Raw genomic sequence first — 23,117 nt, 5'->3', positions numbered from 1 at the left:
TATTTGTGTGATAAAATTAGTTTATTTTTTTACAAATACAATATTTTTTTATTTTTTTTGTCTGACTTGGAAATGACAATATAATTTATCTAAGTTTATGGCGCTCTTAAAATTAACGCTATGTCAAACCGAAGGTCGTTTCTCAAAAACACTACCCTTGTAGCAACTGCTACCCTACTCAGCAAACCAATCAGCTCCTTTGCTAATTTAAGTAAGACCGCTGCTACATTGCACGCTTCTGGTAAAAACGTGATCATTTACTACAGCAGTCAACTGAATGGTCAGATCCATAACGGTTCAAAAGAATCCGGAGGTATCAACAACTTAAACAAGCTGCTCAATAATCAGGATACCGGAGGCCTGATTTTAGATGCCGGAAACTTTTTAGGAGCTGATCAGGACATCACTCATCATGATGCAGTCATTGAGGCTATGAATAAAACTGGCTACCACACCAGCATGCCATCGCCACAAGACCTGAGTTATGGTGAAGCTCATCTCGCCAAATTATCAGACACCATGAACTTCTGCCTGGTAAACTGCAATTATGCATTTAATGATCTTAAACTGGCAGCGGCTGTAAAGCCATGGCAAATTATTAATTTTGGTAAGTTCAAAATTGGTATTACCGGAGTAGGTCCGGAAATAAGCGGAATCGGCTTTCATGATCCGGTCAAAAAAGCAAACCAAACTGCAAAACACCTTAAAAACAACATGGGCTGTGAATTTGTCGTTTGCCTGTCTGGCCTTGATTACCAGGAAAAAGGCAATATAGCTGGCAATATTGTACTGGCAGAACAATCTGAAGCTATTGATTTTATTATTGGTTCCGGTAGTGAAAGCAAACAAAACCATACCATAATCAGAAAAAATATAACCGGACATGAGGTCTTTATCGGACACCCTGTTCCGCAAGGTTTAACGATGGGCAAGCTGGTATTTGAATTCAAAAACAAACAAAAATTCTTTGCAGAAACCAGGCATCTGGCTAACCCTGCAGGCCAGCTTTGTTAAACAGCAATAGCTCATTTACAAAGAAACCCGTCAGCTAAATCAGCTGATGGGTTTCTTTAACGGCAGCCATGACGAAAATGCTCTTGGTTTGCCCTATGCCTTTCACTTCTCCCAGTTTATTGACAAAGAAATTATGGTAATCTTCCATACTTTCTGCTACGATTTTGACCATAAAATCAAAATCTCCAGAGATATTATAACATTCTACAATTTCCTTAAACTCCAGCATCGCTTTAATAAAAATCGCACCCGATCTCTTATTATGTTCTTTCAAAGTGATCATACAAAGAACAATCATTCCTTTCCCTACCAACTGCCTGTTCAGGATAGCTGCATACTGTTTAATTACCCCACTCTTCTCCATTCGCTTAATCCGCTCATGAGTTGGCGTTGGGCTCAGATGAATAAGCGCAGCTATTTCCCTGACCGTAAGCTTGGCATTTTCTTCCAGTAATCTCAGGATTTCATAGTCTTTCGCATCTAAGGTTACGGAAGTCTTTTCCGGCTGTTCTGTATTTGTCATAATTCATGTATCAAACAATCAATCTGTTCTTTTAAAGATACAAAAATAATGTATTTGTACTGAATATTTATTATCATTTCTATAATCTATTCTATATAAATACCTTTGACAGAACAACACTATTATATGATTTCAAAAAAGAACCTTATCCTTATCATTGCTTCGATGGGTATTTTTGTAGAAGCACTCGATATCGCAATTATTAATCTGACCATCCCCTCTATACAAGCACAATTCAATATCAGTAATGATCAGGTGCAATGGCTGCAAACACTTTACGTATTACTTTATGGAGGTTTCCTGATTATCGGAGGAAAACTAGCTGATATCATCGGCAGAAAAAAGATTTTTATGATTGGCGCCTCCCTGTTTCTGCTGACCTCTTTGGGTGCCGGACTTTCAGCTTCCTTTGCCATACTCGCTTTTTACCGTGCGGTACAAGGTTTAGCCGCCGCATTAATTATGCCTTCAGCACTTTCCATTGTTACCCATACCTTCACAGAAAAGACTGAACGTAGTAAAGCCATAGGGATTTTCAGCTCTTTTGCAGCCATAGGATCAGGCAGCGGCTTGTCTATAGGCGGCATCATCAGCACCTACTGGGGCTGGCACTGGGTTTTCCTGATTAACGTACCTATTCTCGCTATTGTTATTTTCAGTTCCTGGTATTACCTGGATGCAGATAGTCCGCGTAACAAAAAGAACTCACCAGACCTTATCTCAGGTTTTATATTAGTTGCCGCCTTGTTAATGCTCAGTTACGGTGTACATGAACTCGGTAATTTTCAAAAACACTATTTATTATTACCCGGCCTGGCCATCGCCATCATCATTTGCATGAAGGTATTATTTACCCGTTTGACCACACTAAAAAATCCTCTGATTGATTTATCAATTTTCCGTTCTCCAACAGTTGTTACCGCAAATGGGGTCTTCTTTCTGCTGGGTTCTTTTTGGACAGGTTATCTGTTTATCATTTCATTACTGCTTCAAAAAGACATGAATTTCAGTGCTGCCAAATCCGGTTTACTACTCGTGCCCTTCAGTATCCTATCTGCACTGGTTGCTAAATTTGCTTTACCTGCAATTATGAAAAAACTGAATATAGCCCGAACAGGCTTTCTGGGAATGACGATGATGTTAATCAGCGCAGTTTTGCTCGCAGCTTCTCTGATGACAGGTCACTCTTTAATTTTAGTTCTGCTAGCTGCGGCATTTGCTTCAGGATTGGGAATCACAATCAGTTATACTGGTTTGTCGGTACTTTCCATTCAGGATATCCCGAGCCAGCATTATGGTTTAGCTTCAAGTCTGGCTACCACCTCGTATTTTCTTGGTGCCGGAATAGGGCTATCGATCCTGACGTTATTTATGACCAGTCAAAACGTGACCGCTTCTGTGACCCCGCTTTCGATTGTAATTCTGGGTGTATATGCTTTTATTGGTTTGAGCTGGTTAATCGTTTTCATCAGAAATCAAAGTACTACTGCTAAAAGCACTGTACAAATTTCCAAATAGTACAACACTGTAAATAATTTCTTAAACAGGATAGATGCGCTTATATCAAAGTCATCTATCCTGGCTAAGTTACGATCTTAGGTTATTTTTTAGTTAATTATTATGGATATAAAGCAACAGTTGCTTGTTTATCTTTTGTAGATAATACAGTAGAACCTGAATTACACTGACCACCATTCATCAATGATCCAGCATCTGTTCCGCCAACTCCTGGTACAGCTGTGGCAGAGCCTTCTCCAATAGCAGACCAGTTTGTATGTCTTAATGAAATATTGTGGCCCAGTTCATGTGTAATTGTTCTTTGACGCTGAGCAAAACTATTTGCAGCAATATAGGCCTTGTTAATTTTAATTAAGTTACCAGCAGCACCGCCAGAAGGAAATGTTCCCTGACCGCAAACACCATTACCAAGATTTTCATCTTTGATCAGGATGTCATAACTAGTGCCTGTAACTATTGAAAAACGAACAGTAGATCCACTGATCGCATTCCACTGATTAATTGCAGAAGTTACTTCAGCATTCATACTTGTCATAGAAGCATCGACTTTTACGCGTATATTTCTCTTATTAGTCGCATTAACCAGGCTACCTGTATAATACTGCTCAGTTTTTGGCTGACCAGCAGGTATAACCATGTTTTTCGGGAAGATAATATCTTCTTCCACCACATAGTGATCTCCATTTTCAACAATAGCTGAGGAAGGAAACCCAAGACTCTGAATATAGGATAATACCTTTTCAGTTTTCTCAGTTAGAGGATCAGGAGCTACAGGTGTTTCTTTGGTTTTAGAACACGATGCGATCACTATTGCGGCCAGCGCAATGAAAGTGAAGTTTTTCAAATTTTTGTTCATAGGGTTGAGTGTTAGGTAGATCGTAACAATACAATATACAGAACATTCATTTATTAATGTAACTTTTTTGATATTTATTTTAAATAAGTGTTAAAAATACACGCTTTTAAAAAGGCTATATTAAATCAGAAACCCAATTTATATAGCCTGACAAAAAATATTACTTAATAATTTTCCCATTTACTTTTATATTTTTCCAGCCATCATCCAACCCGACACCTTTAAGATAGCTCACCCTGTGCGTACTGCCTTTTAAATTAGGCTGGTTCACCATATCGAACTCAAAAGTTCTTTTATCAGCAGTTTTTTCCACTAATTTAACCTGGTAATCGTTTGTACTTTTATCATTCAAAGTAAAAAATACATCATTCACATTGGCATTAAACTTCGCATGTGTGTAAACCAATCCAGGCTGATCAGGATAACCTTCCAGTAACTGATTATGCTCATCTATTCTCAGATATTTGGTATCCACTGCATCTCCGCCAACCAAAGAATAGAACTTATAATAAAGTTTTTTGCCAATCCTTACGGTGTCCTGGATTTCCGTGTAGGAACTTGCACTGTGAGACCATTTATTTCCGATCTGCATCGGCATAAAAGAATCTGATGCTGCAACGTGCTGTACCGCTGCTTTTTTCATTTTACAAGAAGGTATTGCCAAAATGATTAATAAATACATTAGATAAGAAGTTTTCATAGGGTTATGTTTTTTAACTAAGCTATGAATTTAATCCAGCATTTCCATACTTCCTATCTTTGAAAGATCCAGCATGAGCTGACCATTACTATCACGGGAAAAAATAGTTACGAATCTCGCCTGGTGAATGATATTTTCATCCTTATAAGAAGTCCGGGTATGTACAGTCTGAGAAAAAGTATCATCAAAAGCTTTTAGTAAAACCAGTATTTCTACTTCAGCCTCCGCTAAATCCGCTGCAGTTTTATGATACAACGGGCTATTTTCATCAATAGGATGAACTACTGTCCAGCTCATCGTCAGCAAGCCGATTTTTGACCGTTCCAATTCTAAAGGATAAAACCGCCTTTTCTTTTGATCTCCTATCATTTCATTATAAGAAAGCACAACCTGCGCTTCTATTTCTATCAGCTGGTTATTTCTTAAATTGGCCAGTCTGAACATCAGCCCTTTGATTTCCTTATAAGGAGCTATCACCATATTTTCACTGTAAATAACTTTAGCCGTTGGCCGCGAAAACCGTCCATATAACAAACCCGTTGCCAATGCAAAGGCCAGCAGGCCGAGCATAGACTCAAATGCAGCCAGACAGCTCGTCAAAAAGCCATCAGGACTAATATGTCCATAACCGACAGTAGAAATAGTCTGTGCTGAAAAGAAGAATGCATCAAAAAAATGATCTCTTGGTGTAATTCCACCAGCTCCTTTAAGATGTTCAATACCAATTAAAACGTATAAAGAAGCGAAAAGTATGTTAACCAGCAAATAAGCAATCAGCAGGATGAACAGGAATTTCTTCCAGGTCATAGAGATCAGCCAGTTGTAGGTATCTGATGTCCTGATTAATGGCAAACCAATACGTTTTATATTGGAAGACCCATCGGTATTCATCATTCGCTGATCTCCAAGGATTGGTTGCGTACCGAATCCCAGATCATCGTCAATTTGTGATTTACGTTTAAATAGCGCCATAATTTCCACCTAATTTTAATGAAAATTCAGCGTATTCTAAAATCAATAGTTTAATAGCTGTCTTTTAGCCACCAATTAAAACAACCATTGATGCAATGATTACTCCCGCGATAATGATGAACAGGGCATTTTTACTTGATTCTACTATCATAATAGTTTATTTGTGTCTTTTATTCCCATAAGACGCCGTTACGAATCAATACCCCTACTGCTAATGAAAAATAAAAAAGCCACTGTCTATTTCCATAAACAGTGGCCTCAAATATTATAATTGTAATTACTTATTTAGCACTTATCAAATCAATAGTAAAATCTAATATGGAATTTGCCGGAATAGGTCCTTTGTCTGCATTTCCATAACCTAAAACAGAAGGAATAATTAAACGGATACGACCACCAGGCTGAATAAAAGGTACTCCAATCTGCCATCCGGTAATCACACCACCCAATGGAAAAGATATTGGTGTTCCGTTACTCTGATCAAAAACATTACCACTCAGGAAACGGCCTGTATAATTAACCGTAACAGTAGTAGAGTTATTGATTTTAACAGTTCCTGATCCAGGAGTTATAATCTGATAGAATACTCCCGTTGCAGGATCTTTAACTGCAGGGATTTTATTGGCAACTACAAAAGCTCTTATGGCTGTAGTATCTGCCCTGAATTGCGGATCAGGGTCATAAGTTTCTTTTTTCTTGCAGGATGTAAACGCGGTTACTGTACAAACAAGTAATACTATGAGGTGTTTAATCTTTATCATCTGATGCAAATGTAAATTTATTTTAGTGATTCACTAAAAAGTTTAAGCAAATTCTAAAGAAAAAACGCGGTATTAAATCAACTCATTCCCCAAGGTTCCAGGCTACTAAGTTCCACAGCTCCTTTTCATCGCTGTAAGTACCAATCACCTCAAACCCCATTCTTTGATGAACCTTTAATGAATTCATGCTCCTGATGGAAATCTCCGTTAAGATTCTGCATCCGTATTTCTGGTTTTCACAGTTGCCCCTATCACAACGCCGCCAGAAAGCAGTACAATATTTTTAATGATATATTGGCCTAATAATGTAGGAACAAGCAAACTATGTACAAAAGTTTCACCCGGAAAAAACAACAAAGGAAGAAAAGTCCCTATCATCTGGAAATAAAGCAATAATAAAGTCAGGCCCAGCCATTTTTTAGAGATTAATCCAAACCCAATAATACATTCCCACACCGCAAGAACAGGTAATGAAACCGGAGGAAGAATAAGACCAAAAGTTAATTTTTCTATCGTTCGCCCTGCTATTACCTCAGCCGCGCTTACACCCGGGAAAAATTTGAGTATACCAAACCATATAAAGATCAGCCCTAATGAGACACGCAAAATATTTAAACCATGTCTTGCTTTCCATGCTATTGCCTTATTTTCTGCTTTGACCATTGCTGATATCATTTCACGTGTTTTCATGGTTTTGGTTTATAGGTTCAAAACATTTACGTGAAATGACATTTAGCAGATGTAGACTACCAGCCATTAAAACAACCACAGAAGGAGTAGGCAATTTAAAACCCAGATCCAGTGTTTTAGCGAAAACCCTTAATGTAATTCCTTTGTCATAGCTACTTTTGATTATTTAGAAAGATTACAAATAACATATCTTTACCCGCAGTAAACAAAGAAAGCTACGATGAGTGAAACAAAAAAAGAATTACCTGCCATTGTCCGCGGAGTATTAGCCGTAAAAACCAAGGTGTATCTCACCCCCAATTATATTCGCATCACCCTTACCGGAGATGATGTACCTCTTTTTGCAGAGACGACCCCAGGAATAAATAATAAAATCTTTATCCCTCCGGCAGGAGTCAACGAAATCCATTTTCCTGATTTCAACTACAGTACCGGAGAATGGTCTCACACACCAGAACACTTAAAACCAGTCATCAGGACTTATACCCACAGAGCTATCGATCTGGAAAAGAAGGAAATGACCATAGACTTTGCTGCACACGGAGAAAGCGGCCCTGCTTCGGCATGGGCAATCCATGCTAAACCAGGAGATATCCTGGGCATCCTGATGAAAGCAAAAGAATCCATACTCTACCCAAAAGCAGATTGGTATTTGCTGGCAGCCGATTCTACCGGAATACCAGTTATTGCTGCTATACTGGAAACCCTTCCAGCTACCGCAACAGGCGTTGCCTATATTGAAATACCTGCAAAAGAAGACGAGCAGGAATTAAAAACCGAGGCAGACATTCAGCTCAACTGGATTTACAATACACATCCCGGAGAAAATACGCTCCTGGCTGATGCCGTACGTACTGTTAAAATACCTGAACAGCATCACACTACTCGTTTTGGCTATGCGGCGGCCGAATTTTCAACTGTAAAAGACATCCGTCAATTCCTGCGCAAAGAACAAAATTGGAATCAAAGTGAATTATATGCCTACGCTTACTGGAAATACGGCGCAAGCGAAGACGGTTCAGTCAAAGCACGCCGTGCAGAACATCACGAAGAAAAATAAGGAATATTTGTTTGTATAAGATTTAGTTACATTTGACTTCCATTCATTCAAACGTAACTAAATCTTATCTTGATGATGAAGAAGTTTTTTTATATGATCCTCGCTGTCTTATATGGCCAGCTATCTTTCGCGCAAACGCCCAAACTATTTTTAATCAATGCTGACCAGCTCAAAGCGAAGAAAGCAGCTTATCAGCAAAAGGATAAGACAATAAAGCCCCTGGTAGACCTGGTGATCCGCAAAGCGGATATTTTCCTTGCCGCAAAGCCCCAATCTGTGATGGATAAATCGTCAACCCCGCCAAGCGGATCAAAACATGACTATATGAGCCAGGCTCCATATTTCTGGCCTGATCCTTCCAAAGCAGACGGAACACCCTATATCAGAAAAGACGGGGAACGTAATCCTGCTATTCACCAAATAACCGATGCAGTATTTCTGCACAACCTCACGGAACAATGTCAATTCTTAGCGCTCGCCTATTACTTTACAGGACAGGAAAAGTATGCTTTAAAAGCCAGTGAGTTGCTGAACGTCTGGTTCATTGCACCCGAAACAAAAATGAACCCAAATCTGAATTACGCACAAGCTATACCGGGCGTAAACGATGGCCGGGGTATTGGTATTATTGAAAGCCGTTCCTTAGTAGAACTAGCCGACTGGATGGGAATCCTGGCCAGTTCAAAATCAATCACTTCAAAACAAACTGAAGGGATTAAAAGCTGGTATAAACAATACCTGGACTGGATGTTAACCAGTAAAAACGGGAAAGATGAACATAGATCCAAAAACAACCACGGTACTATTTACGATACGCAGGTTGTATCTTATGCATTATTTACAGACCAGAAAGAACTGGCCAGAAAGACTATAACAGCAAGTCTGGAAAGAATAGCTGTCCAGCTTACCCCGGCAGGTGAACAGCCACTGGAACTTGCCAGAACAAAAGCCTATAGTTATAGTACGATGAATTTGAATGATGGGTGGTTTAACCTTGCTTTATTAGGAAAACATGCTGGCATTGAGGTGTGGAACTATCAAACTTCAGACGGAAAAAGTATACACAAAGCACTCGACTGGCTGATTCCATACGGTATGGATCAAAAAGCAAAAGACCGCAAACAAATCATTCCATACCATACCAGCGAACTTTACAGATTATTGATACTGGCAGGTACAGCCTACAAAAATGACGCTTATTTCAAACAGGCTGAAGCTATACCAAAAGATAAAGACACGCAGTTAACCGATCTGCTCTATAAACCCTGAACGCTAAGAAAAAGCTCTTAATCTGATAAAGATCAAGGGCTTTTTCTAAAAATTAATAATTTTACAAATCATTAATTGGTCTGTATTTCGGCACTAAGATTTTCATCACTGTCCAGGCCAGAATATAAGCAACCGCACAAATCGTAAACATGACCGTATAACCAGTTTGCGTATGCCCTAAAGCCTTGTAATGATCAAAAAGTGAACCGCCAAGCTTAGACATAAATACACCCCCTAAACCTCCTGCCATTCCACCAATTCCAATCACCGAGCCTATTGCTTTTTTAGGGAACATATCTGAAACCGTTGTAAAGATATTCGCTGACCATGCCTGATGCGCCGAAGCCCCTATTCCAATCAAAATTACAGGAATCCATACACTGATATGCCCTAAAGGCTGCGCAGCCAATACCACTAAAGGAAATAAGGCAATAATCAACATTGCTTTCATCCTGCCATCATAAGGCGCATATCCTTTTTTCATAAAGTACATCGGGAACCATCCCCCGCCAACACTTCCAATCATGGTCATGCTATATAACACCGCTAAAGGAATCATAATCGCTGTATCACCCATTCCATACTGCACCTTTAAATAAGAAGGCAACCAGAACAGAAAAAACCACCATACACCATCAGTCATAAACTTACCCAAACTGAAAGCCCAGGTTTGTCTGTACTTTAACAATTTAACCCATGAAACTTTTTCCGCTGCTTCAGTTGTTGGAGATGGGACGATAGCCTGCTGATCAGGGTCACATAAAATATAATCCAGTTCAGCTTTTGATAAGCGCTTTTGCTTTTCCGGCTTCTCATAAAATATAAACCAGAAGATCAGCCATAAAAAACCTACCGCACCAATAATCAGGAATGCGGATTCCCAGCCCCAGGTATGGGCAATCCAGGGAACTGTAAGCGGTGCTAATACCGCACCTACATTGGCTCCTGAATTAAAGATCCCAGTTGCCAGAGAACGTTCTTTTTTAGGGAAGTATTCTGCCGTAGCTTTAATGGCAGCAGGAAAATTACCGGATTCACCAAAGCCTAAAACTGCCCTGGAAAAGATAAAACCCAGTACAGAAACAGAAACACCTGTAATTCCAATGAAACCTAACATTGTGGCCAGTCCATGACCAACCGGAATAGCTTTAGCATGCAAAATAGCCCCTAAAGACCAGACAACCAAAGCAAGCGTATAACCCCATTTAGTACCCAGGCGGTCTACAATCCTGCCTGCAAAAAGCATGGAGATCGCATAAACAAGCTGAAAAGCCGAAGTAATATTTGCATAGTCACTATTTGTCCAGTTAAACTCCGCCTCTAACCGCGAATGCAGCAGACTAAGTACCTGACGGTCAAGATAATTCACTGTCGTAGCAAAAAACAACAGGGCACAGACCGTCCAACGGTAATTGCTCATTCGGGCTTCTTTCATTATATTTGGTTTTGGTTGGTTTGGTTGATCATTTTTATCGGTTGGCTTTTACCATTTAATAAAGATGGTTTTCAATCTTTTATCAAATGGCTTCCACCAGTTTATCGCGTGGCTTTCACCATTTCAATAGTTTTTTTAGTACGTATAGCTAATTCATTATAATCTTTGGTTTCCAGGATTTCTTTACTGATCAGTTTGCTTCCCATACCTACCGCACAAACACCTGATTTAAACCATTTAGTCATATTTTCTTCTTCAATTTCTACCCCGCCTGTCGGAATAAAAAGCTGTCCGGGAAATACCTCTTTCACAGCAGATACATAAACAGGCCCCAGTACATTTGCCGGAAAAAGTTTAATAATTCCTGCATTCAATTGATGTGCAATATTAATCTCCGTTGGCGTAAAACAACCCGGAATCCATAATAAACCTGCATCATGCGCCAGTTTACCCACTTCAGCATCCACAACCGGACAAACAATAAAATGTGCACCAGCTTTGATAAAAGCGCTCGCCTCTTCTGTATTCTTAATTGTTCCGATCCCCAGGTGAAGATCTTTCATCTCAATCCCGATCGCATGAATCAGGAAGCGAAAATTTGCCAATGCAGCAAATCCCCTGTTCGTATACTCCAATACCCGGATTCCGGATTTATACAAAGTCCGGATGATTGCTAAACTCACCTCTGCATCTTCGTAAAAAAACAAAGGCAATAAACCCTGTTCAGTTATAGCTTTTAAAGAACTTTCTCTAGTCTTCATAATTTCTTACTTTTTCTTTAACCCGGCCGGCTTCAACTGTGGTCGCATCTCCTTCCACAAAGAGCTTGGAGAACGCAGCAGCTGTAGCAAATTCCAGTATTTCTTCTGCCGGCTTATCCTGGTAGAACCCATAGATCAAACCCGCCATATAACAGTCTCCGCTCCCTACCTTATTGATTATATTTTTTGCTGAATATTGCTTTGACACCAATAACTTATCCTCCGAAAATAAAGTAGAGTAATACTTTACTCCTTCTTTTTCATCAAAGCGAAAAGTATTGGCAACGACCTTACACTTAGGAAATCTGGTAATCATTTCTTTCGAACTTACTGCCGATTGCTGTAAATAAAGTTCTTTCTGATCTGCCTCTGCCAGGCCTTCAGGGACAGGGATACCCAGCATTTTTTCGGCAGCCCATAAATTCCCCATCACCACATCGCAGTACTGCACTAAATCTGGTAAAATATCCACAGGCTCTTTACCATACTTCCAGAGTTTAGCTCTGTAGTTGAGATCGACCGAAATCGTGATATTTCTTGCTGACGCTTCTTTTAAAGCTTCCAGGCAAACCTCAGCTGCCGCTAAACTTACCGCAGGACAGATCGCACTAAAATGGAACCAGGAAACATCTTTCAAAACAACATCCCAGTTGATCGTTCCTGTTTGTAAAGTTGCGAACGAAGAACCACCGCGGTCATAAATCACCCCTGCATTTTTAAGGTCTTTACCCTGGTGCAAATAGTATAAACCTACCCGCTCACCAGTATATTGAATCGCGGATGTGTCAATGTTTAAGCCCTTCACATAGTTTACCAATTGTTCTGTTAAAGAATTATCAGGTAACGCAGTCAGATAAGCGGAAGGTATCTCCCACAAAGCCAGCGCCGTAGCCACATTCAACTCTGCACCACCCACAAAAAAAGGCAGGTTATTTTCCTTTAACCAGTTCCCTTCTGCATCCGGACAAATCCGCAATAACAGCTCTCCGAAATTCAGTACCTTTCCCATATTTTAAACCCCTCCAAATACAGAGAAACCACCATCCACACAAATCATGGCTCCGGTTACAAATTGAGAAGCATCACTTAATAACCAAACTAAAGCACCTTTTAACTCATCCGGATGTCCGAAACGTTTAAATGGTGTTTGCTTAATTGCTAATCCTCCACGCTCAGTATAACTACCATCCGGATGTGTTAACAATGTGCGGTTTTGTTCAGTCAGGAAAAATCCTGGTGCAATCGCATTCATCCGGATTGCCCCGCCATAGCGGTTGGCCAGTTCAACAGCAAACCACTGGTTATAATAATCCACACCAGCTTTGCCTAAATTATAGCCTAAAACTTTAGTAATTACCCTTTTAGAATTCATCGAAGAGATATTGACGATGCTGCCTTTACCACTGGCAGCAATGGATTCTCCGAAAACCTGTGTAGGAATAACTGTTCCCCATAAGTTTAAGTCCATTACCTTTTTCATGCCATCCAGGTTCATCTTAAAGATGTCTTCTTCAGGCTGTAAAACACCTTCAGGCTGATTTCCGCCCGCAGCGTTTACCAAACCATCAATCCTGCCGAACTTATCCAGTACTTGTGCCCTGCATTCCAATAACTGACTTTCGTCCATTACATCGGCTACTAAAGCGATAGCCTGGCCACCAGCCTGGTTAATCGCGTCTGCACGTTCGTTAGCAACATTAGCATTCCTGCCTAAAATACCTACCGAAGCACCTGCTTCAACTACTGCATCAACAAATGCACCGCCTAAAATCCCGGTGCCTCCGGTTACAATGATAACCTTGCCTTTTAAAGAGAATGTATTTTCCATTAACGTATATCTTGAATTGCTACCGGGTCCATATCTGCATAATCAAGGTTTTCACCTCCCATGCCCCAGATAAAACTATAATTTTGTGTACCACTTCCCGAATGGATACTCCATGGCGGGGAAACAATAGCATCATGGTTGCCCATTAATACATGGCGGGTTTCCTGCGGCTGCCCCATTAAATGGAAAACACGCTGGTCTTCAGCCACATCAAAATAGAAATAAGCTTCCATCCTTCTGTCATGCGTATGTGCCGGCATCGTATTCCACACACTTCCATTGGCCAGAATAGTTAAGCCCATCACCAATTGACTGCTTTGAATTCCATCTCTGTGAATATACTTAATGATCCTGCGCTCATTTGCAGTGTTTAAGCTACCCAATTCTGTAGAAATCGCATCTGCATGAACTAATAATGTGACAGGATACGCCTGATGTGCCGGAGTAGAAAGGCAATAAAATACTGCTGGATTTGCAGCAGCTGCACTTTTGAATTTCACTTCCTTTACGCCTTTTCCAAGGTATAAAGCATCCAGCTTATTGACTTCAACTATTTTTCCATCCGCTTCAACTGAACCAGGACCACCAACATTGATGATCCCGATTTCTCTTCTTTCCAGAAAATAATCAGCACGCAGATTTGAATAGTTTTCTAAAACAACTGTTTCGGCAACCGGATAGACCAGGCCCACAATCATTCTGTCATAATGTGTATAAGCGAAATTGGCCTTATTCTCTTCTTTCAGTTCAGTCAGTAAAAATCTTGATCTGATTTTCTCTGTATCGTATGTTTTAAAATCATCCGGATGCACCGCATGTAATACTTTCATATCCTTCATTGCCATATTTTAATAGGGTAACGGCTTTCAAAGCCCATTTATTTTATTTTTTCCCTGCTGGAATCAAGCTTGAAATCCAGTGAATCAAATCAGTACCAGCTTTCAGGTTATCATAGGCAGCAGGAAGCTTTTTTCCGTCTGTATATTCATTATATAACCATGGATCGCCAATGATAATAACTGATCCTTTACCATATTTTGATAAGGCAATCACGTCATAGCCATCTTTATCTTTCAGTATAGATTTTGCAGGAGTAGTGATTGCTAAACTACTGAATTCTTTGATATACAACTGTTTCGCTGTTTTGAAGACCGGATCTCCCGCAGGCACCATGATCTTTCCCATATCAAACTGGTTACCAGTCACTCTTCCCCGGCTATCCGGATTAAACTGAACGCCGAATACTTTGGCCAGCGTATTGAAATGGTCTAATTCAGCATTGCCTGCATCATTGCCCATCAATACCAGTACACCTCCTTTTTTAACCCACTCAGCAATTGCTTTAACATCCGCTGCCAGAACAAATTTCGGATCACTGCTTTCTTTTTCCGTATCCGGATCTACAATAATATAAACAGAAGAACCTTTTAGATTTTGTGCAGTCGGTGCTGCATAGAGTGTTGAAGTTTTAAATCCGGCTTTGTTGAATTCGGCTCCCCACAGAGAGAAACCGCTATTGGTTTGCTCGTCCCATTTATAATGCCAGGAAATGAGTTTCCCATCTGTGTCTTTTTTAGTTTCGTTGTTAAAATAAGAATCAAGCATTACAGTTTTCTTATTTTGTGCATGACCATTTAAAGCGGTAAAAACGAGGACACTGGAAACTATCAAATGGAATTTATTCATAAATATCTGGTTTATATTTGGTGTGCAACAACTAACAAGTCTACATAGATTTACGCGCAGAATGAAACAAAAAGCCATAAATTATTGTGCAATCGTTCCCGGCACAACCAGAAATTATTTGTAGACTTGTATGATTTACCAGCTGTGAGACGGAATCATGTTTGAGCCCTTTACTTTAAAAGATATTGCCAAGGCATTAGGCCTTTCTACCTCCACTGTTTCCAGAGCACTGCGTGATACGCATGAAATCAGTCCAGAGACAAAAAAGCTGGTGCTGGACTATGCGCAAAAAATCAATTACCGCCCAAACCCTATTGCCTTAAGTTTAAAAGAGCGCAGAAGTAAATCTATCGGGGTTTCTTTAAGTGAAGTAGCGAATCAGTATTTCGCCCAGGTAGTCAATGGAATCGAATCTATTGCTTATGACCGTGGTTATCATGTGATCATTACGCAGACACATGAGTTCTATGCGCGTGAAAAGGTGAACATCCAGCATTTAGCTTCCAGATCGGTTGATGGTTTACTGGTTTCGTTATCTGCCGAAACTACTGACACTTCTTATCTTCAGCATTTACATGAGCGGGGTTTGCCTATGGTATTTTTTGACCGGGTAACTGATCAGATCAACACACATCAGATCATTGCAAACAATGAGAAAGGTTCATTTGAAGCGACGGAATATCTGATTAATCAGGGTTGCAAACGCATTGCTCATTTAACAAGTTCAGCTCATCTATCCATTAGTGTAGAGCGCTTAAACGGATATAAACAGGCTTTAGCGAAATATAACCTGCCCTTTAATGAGGCTTATATCAAATATTGTGAACATGGAGGGATGTTTCAGGAAGAAACAGATACGGCGATCAGAGAATTGATGAACCTGAAGGAAAAGCCTGATGGTATTTTTGTGGCCAGTGACCGGCTGAGTATTGGAGCACTGGCCGTATTCAAGGAGTTGAAAATTAAAGTTCCCAAAGAAATGGTCATTACCGGATTTTGTAATGCTGATGTCCTTGACCTGATGTGTCCAACACTGACTTCGGTGCGTCAGCCTGCTTTTGAAATGGGACAGCTGGCAACTGATATGCTGCTGAATTTAATAGAAAGCAAGTATCCGGTTCATGACTTCGAAAAGAAGATATTGGATACAAGCTTATGGGTTCGCAATAGTTAATTTAACGTGCTAAAGTTAGTCTATATGGAATGCGCGTCTTGCGATAATTTTCCAGTCTTTTTTCTCTTTCTTCAGCACTAAAACTATTCCCAGGTTAATGTGTGCAGGTTTACCTCCATCATTCGTATCCGCAATTAAAACATGACGTACAATGGCTACATTGTTCTGAATAGTAATCGATTGTTTGGTTAATTCAATCGTTTTAAAATCCGATCTTTTCGAAGTAATATCATCTACAAAGGCTGTTCTGTTCTGAATTTTTCCACCAGAGTGTCCGTAGGTTAAATCAGCTGACACTACACTTTCCAGGTCGGCTTTGTTACCGCTGATCATAGCTGCTCTTAATTTTTCTACAACTGCTGCAACTTCAGTTTCTTCTTTAGAGGCAGCACCAGTTGTTTCCTGAGCTTTTGCAAACACGCAGGACGTAATTAAAAGCAGGGATAAGATTATTTTCTTCATGTTTTAGAGTGGTTAGGTTTTTAACAGGTTTGATATTTTGCCGTTTAAATTAATTATTTACAGCACATATTGATCGGCTTAAATTACTCGTTAATAATTATTATTATCCTATAAAAAAACAAAAACTATGAAAAAGTTACTTTTAGCATTTGCCTTTGCTGCCACAGGATTGACTGCTTCTGCACAAATGGCTAATCAGGCTACACCAGTTGCAGCTGCGAAATCACAGGCTGTTGTTAAACCACAGGCAGCAATTAAAGCCCAAAAAGTAAATTCAACAATTCCCGCAGCACAGCGTGCAATTCCATATACTAAAGAATTACAAACGAAGCTGGGTTTGAATGCAGATCAGTATGCGAAAATCTTAGTGGTCAATACAGAATGTATTACCAGGAAAGATGCGTTAAAAGGTAAGGATCAGAAAAAAGGTGGGTCTAAAGAGATTTCCCAGTACCGTCAGCAGCAGTATAAAACAATTCTTACACCAGGTCAGCTGAGCAAATTAAAAGCGATGAATGCGCAGGGTGGTGCGAAACCAAAAGCATAAATTTTAAAAGCCGTATAATGGATTCATGATACACCCTGAGCTCCTGATGGACTATAAGCTGAACAAAGAGGCTACCCGTGAATAGCCTCTTTGTTCCCAAAACTCCGGATCAGTTCGCCTTCAAATTCCAGCCACTCTTTCCATCGTTTATCCACATCCACATCGATCGTATATTTACGGGCAAAGTTTAAAAATGTCGTATAATGACCAGCTTCAGAAATCATTAAATCATGGTAAAATTTCGCCAGCTCCTGGTCTTTAATATTCAAAGACAATACCCGGAAACGTTCACAGCTTCTCGCTTCAATCATTGCGGCAAATAACAACCTATCAATAAAAGCATTGTTCCGGCTTCCGTCTCTGCGGCTGAATTTCACTAAACGGCCCACATAATCATCTTTACGTTCGCGGCCTAAAGTATAACCGCGCTGCTTGATAAGCTCTACCACCATCTGGAAATGCTGCATTTCTTCGATAGCAATAGCCGTTAATTCTTCCACCAAATCCATATGCTCAGAATTATTAGCAATCAGCGTAATGGCATTTGTTGCTGCTTTCTGCTCACACCACGCATGATCAGTCAATATCTCTTCTAAATTTGATTCAGCAATATTTGCCCAACGCGGGTCTGTTAACAATTTTAATCCAAGCATGAGGTTATTAATAAAATTCTTCGTTCACAAAATTACGAATAATCATATTGTTTAGTGGGCTGTTTAGAGAATCTGCATTAAAAACCTCTATTTTTGCATAAATTTTAAAGGAATGTCTAAAAAGAGTGTATTGATTATTGGATTGGTATGGCCTGAACCTGCTTCATCAGCAGCAGGTACAAGAATAATTCAGTTAATCAATCTATTTCTTTCTCAGGGCTATGAAGCCATATTTGCTTCTGGCGCTTCAAAAAGTGAATTTAGCTTTGATTTACCAGCTATCGGCGTAACCGAGCGGGAGATCAAATTAAATGATAGCAGCTTTAATACTTTTCTAAAGGAAACCAGCCCTGATGTTGTACTTTTTGACCGCTTTATGGTAGAAGAACAATACGGATGGAGAGTACGGCAGGAATGTCCGGATGCCATCAGCATACTTGATACAGAAGATCTGCATTGTTTACGTCACGCCCGTCAGCAGGCCATGAAAACACACAGTCCGCTGGAACTGTTTACTGAGCTGGCTAAAAGAGAGATTGCCGCAATATTACGCTGTGATTTGTCTTTAATGATTTCGGAACTGGAGATAGAAATTCTGCAAGAACAGTTCCGGATAGATCCGTCTTTACTTTATTATCTGCCATTTTTAGAAGAAGAACTAACCGAAAAAGATATCCAGGAATGGAAACCATTTGACGAAAGAGAAGGATTTATGTTTATTGGCAACTTTTTGCATGAACCCAACTGGAATACCGTGCAAATCTTAAAGACCAAGGTCTGGCCTGAGCTCAGGAAAAAGCTGCCACAAGCTAAACTTCATATCTACGGTGCTTACACGTCTCAGAAAGTTATGCAATTGCACAACGAGAAAGAAAAATTCTATGTTCACGGGCGTGCAAAAGATGCCAGGAAAGCCATTGCAAAACATAAAATATTACTGGCCCCTATCCAGTTTGGTGCGGGTGTTAAAGGAAAGTTTATTGATGCCATGCAGGTGGGAACGCCCGCAGTAACGACCTCTATAGGTGCTGAAGCGATGAAAGGAAACCTGGAATGGAATGGAGTGATCGCAGACGATCCTTTTCTTTTTATCAACCGGGCTGTTCAGTTATATCAGGACAAAGTCTGGTGGTTCCGGGCACAACAAAATGGAGTAAAAATCATTAATGAACGTTATGGAAAATTAATGTTTGGCCAGGCTTTTATGGAATCCCTCCAAACTTTATCATTGAATTTAACAGCTCATCGCAAGCGTAATTTCTTCGGACAGATTTTACAGCACCATACTGCAAATAGCACTAAATATATGTCGTTGTGGATCGAAGAAAAGAATACGCAAAAGGGTTGATTCTTTTAAAATAGCTATCATTATGGAACCAAACGATATTTTTCCGGTTTAGTCTTGATCCTGTCTATCACACCTCTTGCCTCCAGGTCAAGTTTAACCGTCTCACCATACCACTGTACACCGCCATTAAAAGTATCTTTCACGTTTTGGTATAACATTTCCATCAATTCTGTATGCGTAGGTTGCCCATCCGACAAAATAGCCAGGATTTCTTTTTTGATGAGTTCGTATTTCTCTAAAGAAATTTTCTTGTTGGTTTTATCCGGATCAGGATGGAGGGTCTGAATAGTTGCTTCTTTCATTGGATTTAATTAATCAAATATAACAAATTGGTTGCAGGTATAATGCCGTCTGAAACCTGATTTTCATTGATTTATAAACAATTTCAGAGATCGGATGCAGAAGAATATTTATAAAGATTTGTATTGAGGCGAACTGGATTCCATTTTTTTCAATGAGGCAATATCACCTAAATCTCTCTTTCTGCCCGTAGCTTCCTTATTTTTTTACTTACATGCGTACGGAATTTTTTTCCAGCTGATACAACTTCCTGGAGTTCAATCCAATCAAATTGATTTAAACTTCACATCAACTATTTTTTTGTAAGTATTCCTCTTAATTTCTCTTCATGTTCATCGCCCCATAACCCTATGGAATGAATTAATGGAATCAGGGTCTTTCCAAATACAGTCAAACTGTACTCTACTTTTGGTGGAAGCACTGGAAAAATAACTTTCGAAATAAGTTCGTGTTTTTCCAGCTCGTTTAACTGAACATTTAAAACCCGGCGTGAGGCTCCAGGAATTTTTCTTTGCAGCTGACTGGGCCGGATATGTCCATCATTGATAAAATAAAGTAATCTTATTTTCCACTTCCCATATAAAATCTCCCCTACTAAATCAAGTCCGCAATCATAGTTCTGCACAATCTTTTTCTGATACATGTGCTAAAGATAACGTATTGTCCAAAACCTGTCAATACGGATAAATTCAACCCTATCCGATTCGTTTATCCGTAATTGTACCAACTGATCATACTCCCGACATTTGAGCCCATCAACAAATATTAATTATGGATATGCACAACGAATTAACTGGTCAGATAGCACTGGTAACAGGCGGTACAAAAGGAACAGGAAAAGCAATTGCGGAAAGACTGGCTCTTGCCGGGGCGAAAGTAATCATTACTGCAAGAAATAAACCGGAGGATATTAATTCTGATTTTCACTTTATCTCCGCAGATTTAAGCAAACCTGAAGGCACTGAAAAAGTAACTGAAGCCATTTTGGCGGAATATGGTGGAATAGATATCCTGATTAACAATCTGGGTGGCTCAGAAACCCCTGGCGGAGGATTTGCCGCACTATCAGACCAGCATTGGTCAGAAACACTTCAAACCAATCTTATGGCTCCTGTAAGGCTCGACAGAGGTTTACTTCCTTCCATGTTAGCAAAGGGTTCTGGAGTAATCATACACATCGCCTCTATACAGGGCAGGTTGCCATTACATGATTCTACTTTACCTTATGCGGCTGCTAAAGCTGGCCTGATCAACTATAGCAAAGGACTGTCCAAAGAAGTTGCCCCAAAAGGTATAAGGGTATTAACTGTATCACCGGGCTGGATCCAAACTGAAGCAGCTATAAGGATGATGGAGCGCTTAGCAGAAAGCACCGGAGACACGATAGATAACGCAACTCAACAAGTCATGAATTCATTGGGAGGTATACCGATGGGCAGGCCAGCCACACCAGAAGAAGTTGCTGAACTTGTGGGATTCCTGGTCTCTCCGCGTGCAAATTATTTATCAGGAACTGAATATGTGATTGATGGTGGAACGATTCCAACTATTTAATAACTGCTGTTTCTCTTTTTGAAACAGCAGTAAGACTATAATCAGGATAGAAACTGAAATAGAAGTATTATTCTGGTCTGGTATTTAAAGATGTCCTGAGTGATGCTGTTTCCAAAAGTGTTTACTGCGGAAAATGCATCACCCAGGTTATTGCTTAAAAATCTATATCAATCAGGCTGGTCAAAGGAATATGAATTCCGTTTTTCAGCTGAATATATTTCTCTGTAACTGACCATACTGTCGTATTCACAGTCTTTGGGCCGAATTTAGTATTAAAAGTAATGTCTGCTTTTGATTTGAATTCATTACCTAAACGCTGAGCACCACTGAGCTTATCTTTTAATTCCTCGATGTGGTTCTGATCTGCGGCTATAATTTCACTTACGTCTATTGACTCCTTTTCGATTAATTCTCCTAACATAGTATAATGGCTTATTCTTTCTTAAATATGCATTAAATCTATTTAAACAGCAATAGCCTCCTAAAAGAGTTACAATTCTATGAGTTTAGCTGCCCGGTATGAAGATCTAATTACATAGTTTTCAGCCCGATAGTAATTTCCCTTAAAAATGAAAAGAGAGGTAAAAACCTCTCTTTTCATTTTATAAACCTGTGAATCAAACTAATACCCTTTATTTTGGGTTAAGGTTGGATTATTTCTGCGCTCTGCATCAGGAATAGGGTATAAATAGTAATTAGGATCTGGTTTTGTCATCATATCTGTCAATGCTAAACCGGTTCTGCAGTAATCAAACCACGCTTCTCCTTCGAACATCATCTCTTTTCTTTTCTCTTTTTGTACGGCAGTGATGAATGCTGCAAGCGTTGTAAAAGTAGAAATATCAGGAGTAGTGATTCCAGCTCTGTCACGCACCTTTTTATAAGAATCATATGCTGCTGCACTCACCGCCCCATCTACGCGGGCCTGAGCCTCTGCGTGGATCAGATAGATTTCTGCAATACGGATCAACGGAACGTTTTGAATAGCCGGATTAAAGATTCTGTATTTACCAATATAAAATCTTGGATCTGCGGCCGTATTCTGGTAAACGGTAAAGTCTCTTCTTTTATCTCCTGCTTCATACAAATCAGCGATTGATTTACCTTCTGCATAAAATAAAGCAGAGGCATTCGGATTACTTACTGTTGCGAGTGGATTGGTTGCCTGTGCATCAAACTGCAATTCAAAAATTGATTCTGAAGTGTTTTTTGTAGTCCAGACTGAACCAAAGTCAACTGGCATTGATGCGCCGCTTGTCGCGATGACATCCTTTGCTAATCTTGCTGCTTCGGCATAAGTATTTGTTACCCTTCCGTTGTACAAATAAACTTTAGCCAATAAAGCTTTAGCCGCATTACCAGTTACCCTGCCTTTAGTTTCTGCAATGTTCGCATAAGCGTTCGGCAATTTAGAAGCCTCTGTCAGATCTGCAATAATTTTCGCATAAACTTCAGCTACGGTATTACGTGGTACTTTCAGGTTATCATTTTCTCCGGTTGGCGTTAAGATCAAAGGAACGTCTCCAAATGCCCTGACTAAGTTAAAATAAGTCAAAGCTCTGATAAATTGTGCTTCTCTGATGAATTGCTGTCTTTTGTCAGTCGCAATTGCAGCTTCTGGCATTGCAGCTACTTTCACCACAATATTATTCGCTGCATTAATAGCCGCATAACCTGCTGTCCAGATATTCTGTACCCATGGATTATCGATACGGATTGTATTGGTCTTAAAGTCTACATATTCAGGAAAGCTGGACACATGATTCACGTGTCTGGCTGAGAATTCAGGAACAATAATTAAGGATTGTCCGTAAGAGTTCGCCCCTAATTGTGTTCTGTACATTCCCATCACTGCCGATTGGGCACCTTGTTGTGAATTGAAAATGTTATCAGGTGTAATCTGTGCAATAGGTTCCCTGTCCAGGAATTTTTTACAGGATGTAAAGCTTAAGGACACGGCTGCTAGTAAAATATATTTTGAAATCGTCTTCATGTGCTGTTTATAG

General features: G+C 39.8%; 26 protein-coding genes. 8 read left to right on the top strand and 18 right to left on the bottom strand.

Features of this window, described 5'->3' with window-relative positions:
- Positions 1-120 precede the first annotated feature (120 nt).
- Positions 121-1,014: a hypothetical protein gene (locus AB3G38_RS23655; protein WP_367866158.1), complete on the top strand. Its 894-nt coding sequence runs from the start codon at positions 121-123 to the stop codon at positions 1,012-1,014.
- Between the two features lie 34 nt (positions 1,015-1,048).
- Here AB3G38_RS23655 and AB3G38_RS23650 read toward each other — a convergent pair whose 3' ends face one another.
- Positions 1,049-1,537: an Lrp/AsnC family transcriptional regulator gene (locus AB3G38_RS23650; RefSeq protein ID WP_367866157.1), complete on the bottom strand. Its 489-nt coding sequence runs from the start codon at positions 1,535-1,537 to the stop codon at positions 1,049-1,051.
- Between the two features lie 126 nt (positions 1,538-1,663).
- Between AB3G38_RS23650 and AB3G38_RS23645 the strand changes: the two genes are divergently transcribed.
- Positions 1,664-3,055: an MFS transporter gene (locus AB3G38_RS23645; RefSeq protein WP_367866156.1), complete on the top strand. Its 1,392-nt coding sequence runs from the start codon at positions 1,664-1,666 to the stop codon at positions 3,053-3,055.
- Positions 3,056-3,155: 100 nt separating this feature from the next.
- Here AB3G38_RS23645 and AB3G38_RS23640 read toward each other — a convergent pair whose 3' ends face one another.
- The 5 genes from AB3G38_RS23640 to AB3G38_RS23620 form a co-directional block, all read right to left on the bottom strand.
- A complete protein-coding gene (locus AB3G38_RS23640) occupies positions 3,156-3,911 on the bottom strand; it encodes a M57 family metalloprotease (protein WP_367866155.1) in 756 nt (251 codons plus the stop codon).
- A 160-nt stretch (positions 3,912-4,071) separates the two neighbouring features.
- Positions 4,072-4,611: a hypothetical protein gene (locus tag AB3G38_RS23635; RefSeq protein WP_367866154.1), complete on the bottom strand. Its 540-nt coding sequence runs from the start codon at positions 4,609-4,611 to the stop codon at positions 4,072-4,074.
- Between the two features lie 30 nt (positions 4,612-4,641).
- A complete protein-coding gene (locus AB3G38_RS23630; protein ID WP_367866153.1) occupies positions 4,642-5,583 on the bottom strand; it encodes an ion channel in 942 nt (313 codons plus the stop codon).
- A gap of 281 nt (positions 5,584-5,864) precedes the next feature.
- The gene (locus AB3G38_RS23625; protein ID WP_367866152.1) at positions 5,865-6,344 is read right to left on the bottom strand and encodes an FKBP-type peptidyl-prolyl cis-trans isomerase; all 480 of its coding nucleotides are present in this window, start codon (positions 6,342-6,344) and stop codon (positions 5,865-5,867) included.
- Between the two features lie 207 nt (positions 6,345-6,551).
- Entirely contained in the window at positions 6,552-7,034 is a 483-nt protein-coding gene (locus AB3G38_RS23620; RefSeq protein WP_367866151.1) for a hypothetical protein, read from the bottom strand.
- Positions 7,035-7,254: 220 nt separating this feature from the next.
- Here AB3G38_RS23620 and AB3G38_RS23615 point away from each other — a divergent pair, with 220 nt between their 5' ends.
- Positions 7,255-8,094, top strand: coding sequence for a siderophore-interacting protein (locus AB3G38_RS23615; RefSeq protein WP_367866150.1), 840 nt, complete (start codon positions 7,255-7,257; stop codon positions 8,092-8,094).
- Between the two features lie 72 nt (positions 8,095-8,166).
- Positions 8,167-9,363 (top strand): alginate lyase family protein, encoded by a 1,197-nt coding sequence (locus AB3G38_RS23610; RefSeq protein WP_367866149.1) that lies wholly within the window; start codon positions 8,167-8,169, stop codon positions 9,361-9,363.
- Positions 9,364-9,424: 61 nt separating this feature from the next.
- On the opposite strand, the gene AB3G38_RS23605 is transcribed toward AB3G38_RS23610, so the two are convergent.
- From AB3G38_RS23605 to AB3G38_RS23580, 6 genes are all read right to left on the bottom strand, one after another.
- Entirely contained in the window at positions 9,425-10,798 is a 1,374-nt protein-coding gene (locus tag AB3G38_RS23605; RefSeq protein ID WP_367866148.1) for an MFS transporter, read from the bottom strand.
- Between the two features lie 101 nt (positions 10,799-10,899).
- Positions 10,900-11,559, bottom strand: coding sequence for a bifunctional 4-hydroxy-2-oxoglutarate aldolase/2-dehydro-3-deoxy-phosphogluconate aldolase (locus tag AB3G38_RS23600; protein ID WP_367866147.1), 660 nt, complete (start codon positions 11,557-11,559; stop codon positions 10,900-10,902).
- On the bottom strand, positions 11,549-12,568 hold the full coding sequence (locus AB3G38_RS23595) for a PfkB family carbohydrate kinase (protein WP_367866146.1): 1,020 nt from the start codon (positions 12,566-12,568) through the stop codon (positions 11,549-11,551). The genes AB3G38_RS23600 and AB3G38_RS23595 overlap by 11 nt, the downstream gene beginning before the upstream one ends.
- Positions 12,569-12,571: 3 nt before the next feature.
- Complete coding sequence (locus AB3G38_RS23590; protein ID WP_367866145.1) at positions 12,572-13,387, bottom strand: SDR family oxidoreductase; 816 nt, start codon at positions 13,385-13,387, stop codon at positions 12,572-12,574.
- Positions 13,387-14,232 carry a 5-dehydro-4-deoxy-D-glucuronate isomerase gene (gene kduI / locus AB3G38_RS23585; protein WP_367866144.1) on the bottom strand — a complete coding sequence of 282 codons (846 nt, stop codon included), beginning with the start codon at positions 14,230-14,232 and terminating at the stop codon, positions 13,387-13,389. The genes AB3G38_RS23590 and kduI overlap by 1 nt, the downstream gene beginning before the upstream one ends.
- Before the next feature lie 37 nt (positions 14,233-14,269).
- Positions 14,270-15,073: a DUF4350 domain-containing protein gene (locus AB3G38_RS23580; RefSeq protein WP_367866143.1), complete on the bottom strand. Its 804-nt coding sequence runs from the start codon at positions 15,071-15,073 to the stop codon at positions 14,270-14,272.
- Positions 15,074-15,230: 157 nt separating this feature from the next.
- On the opposite strand from AB3G38_RS23580, the gene AB3G38_RS23575 reads away from it, so the two are divergent.
- Positions 15,231-16,247, top strand: a complete 1,017-nt coding sequence (locus AB3G38_RS23575) for a LacI family DNA-binding transcriptional regulator (protein WP_367866142.1) — start codon at positions 15,231-15,233, stop codon at positions 16,245-16,247.
- Positions 16,248-16,262: 15 nt separating this feature from the next.
- Here the strand turns inward: AB3G38_RS23575 and AB3G38_RS23570 are convergent, their stop codons facing one another.
- Positions 16,263-16,709, bottom strand: a complete 447-nt coding sequence (locus tag AB3G38_RS23570) for a nuclear transport factor 2 family protein (protein ID WP_367866141.1) — start codon at positions 16,707-16,709, stop codon at positions 16,263-16,265.
- Between the two features lie 127 nt (positions 16,710-16,836).
- On the opposite strand from AB3G38_RS23570, the gene AB3G38_RS23565 reads away from it, so the two are divergent.
- The gene (locus AB3G38_RS23565) at positions 16,837-17,256 is read left to right on the top strand and encodes a hypothetical protein (RefSeq protein ID WP_367866140.1); all 420 of its coding nucleotides are present in this window, start codon (positions 16,837-16,839) and stop codon (positions 17,254-17,256) included.
- 71 nt (positions 17,257-17,327) lie between these two features.
- On the opposite strand, the gene AB3G38_RS23560 is transcribed toward AB3G38_RS23565, so the two are convergent.
- Positions 17,328-17,909: a tRNA-(ms[2]io[6]A)-hydroxylase gene (locus AB3G38_RS23560; RefSeq protein WP_367866139.1), complete on the bottom strand. Its 582-nt coding sequence runs from the start codon at positions 17,907-17,909 to the stop codon at positions 17,328-17,330.
- A 112-nt stretch (positions 17,910-18,021) separates the two neighbouring features.
- Between AB3G38_RS23560 and AB3G38_RS23555 the strand changes: the two genes are divergently transcribed.
- The gene (locus tag AB3G38_RS23555) at positions 18,022-19,257 is read left to right on the top strand and encodes a glycosyltransferase (RefSeq protein ID WP_367866138.1); all 1,236 of its coding nucleotides are present in this window, start codon (positions 18,022-18,024) and stop codon (positions 19,255-19,257) included.
- 20 nt (positions 19,258-19,277) lie between these two features.
- On the opposite strand, the gene AB3G38_RS23550 is transcribed toward AB3G38_RS23555, so the two are convergent.
- Positions 19,278-19,559 carry a hypothetical protein gene (locus AB3G38_RS23550; protein WP_367866137.1) on the bottom strand — a complete coding sequence of 94 codons (282 nt, stop codon included), beginning with the start codon at positions 19,557-19,559 and terminating at the stop codon, positions 19,278-19,280.
- 290 nt (positions 19,560-19,849) lie between these two features.
- Positions 19,850-20,200, bottom strand: coding sequence for a winged helix-turn-helix transcriptional regulator (locus AB3G38_RS23545; protein ID WP_367866136.1), 351 nt, complete (start codon positions 20,198-20,200; stop codon positions 19,850-19,852).
- Positions 20,201-20,334: 134 nt separating this feature from the next.
- On the opposite strand from AB3G38_RS23545, the gene AB3G38_RS23540 reads away from it, so the two are divergent.
- Positions 20,335-21,111 (top strand): SDR family oxidoreductase, encoded by a 777-nt coding sequence (locus tag AB3G38_RS23540; protein ID WP_367866135.1) that lies wholly within the window; start codon positions 20,335-20,337, stop codon positions 21,109-21,111.
- A 154-nt stretch (positions 21,112-21,265) separates the two neighbouring features.
- Here AB3G38_RS23540 and AB3G38_RS23535 read toward each other — a convergent pair whose 3' ends face one another.
- Entirely contained in the window at positions 21,266-21,532 is a 267-nt protein-coding gene (locus tag AB3G38_RS23535; RefSeq protein ID WP_111631991.1) for a hypothetical protein, read from the bottom strand.
- 201 nt (positions 21,533-21,733) lie between these two features.
- Complete coding sequence (locus tag AB3G38_RS23530) at positions 21,734-23,104, bottom strand: RagB/SusD family nutrient uptake outer membrane protein (RefSeq protein WP_367866134.1); 1,371 nt, start codon at positions 23,102-23,104, stop codon at positions 21,734-21,736.
- Positions 23,105-23,117 lie beyond the last annotated feature (13 nt).

The sequence above is a fragment of the Pedobacter sp. WC2423 genome, assembly GCF_040822065.1.
GTDB lineage: Bacteria > Bacteroidota > Bacteroidia > Sphingobacteriales > Sphingobacteriaceae > Pedobacter.
The sequence above is the reverse complement of the archived record's forward strand: the minus strand, read 5'-3'. Positions and strand labels throughout refer to the sequence as shown.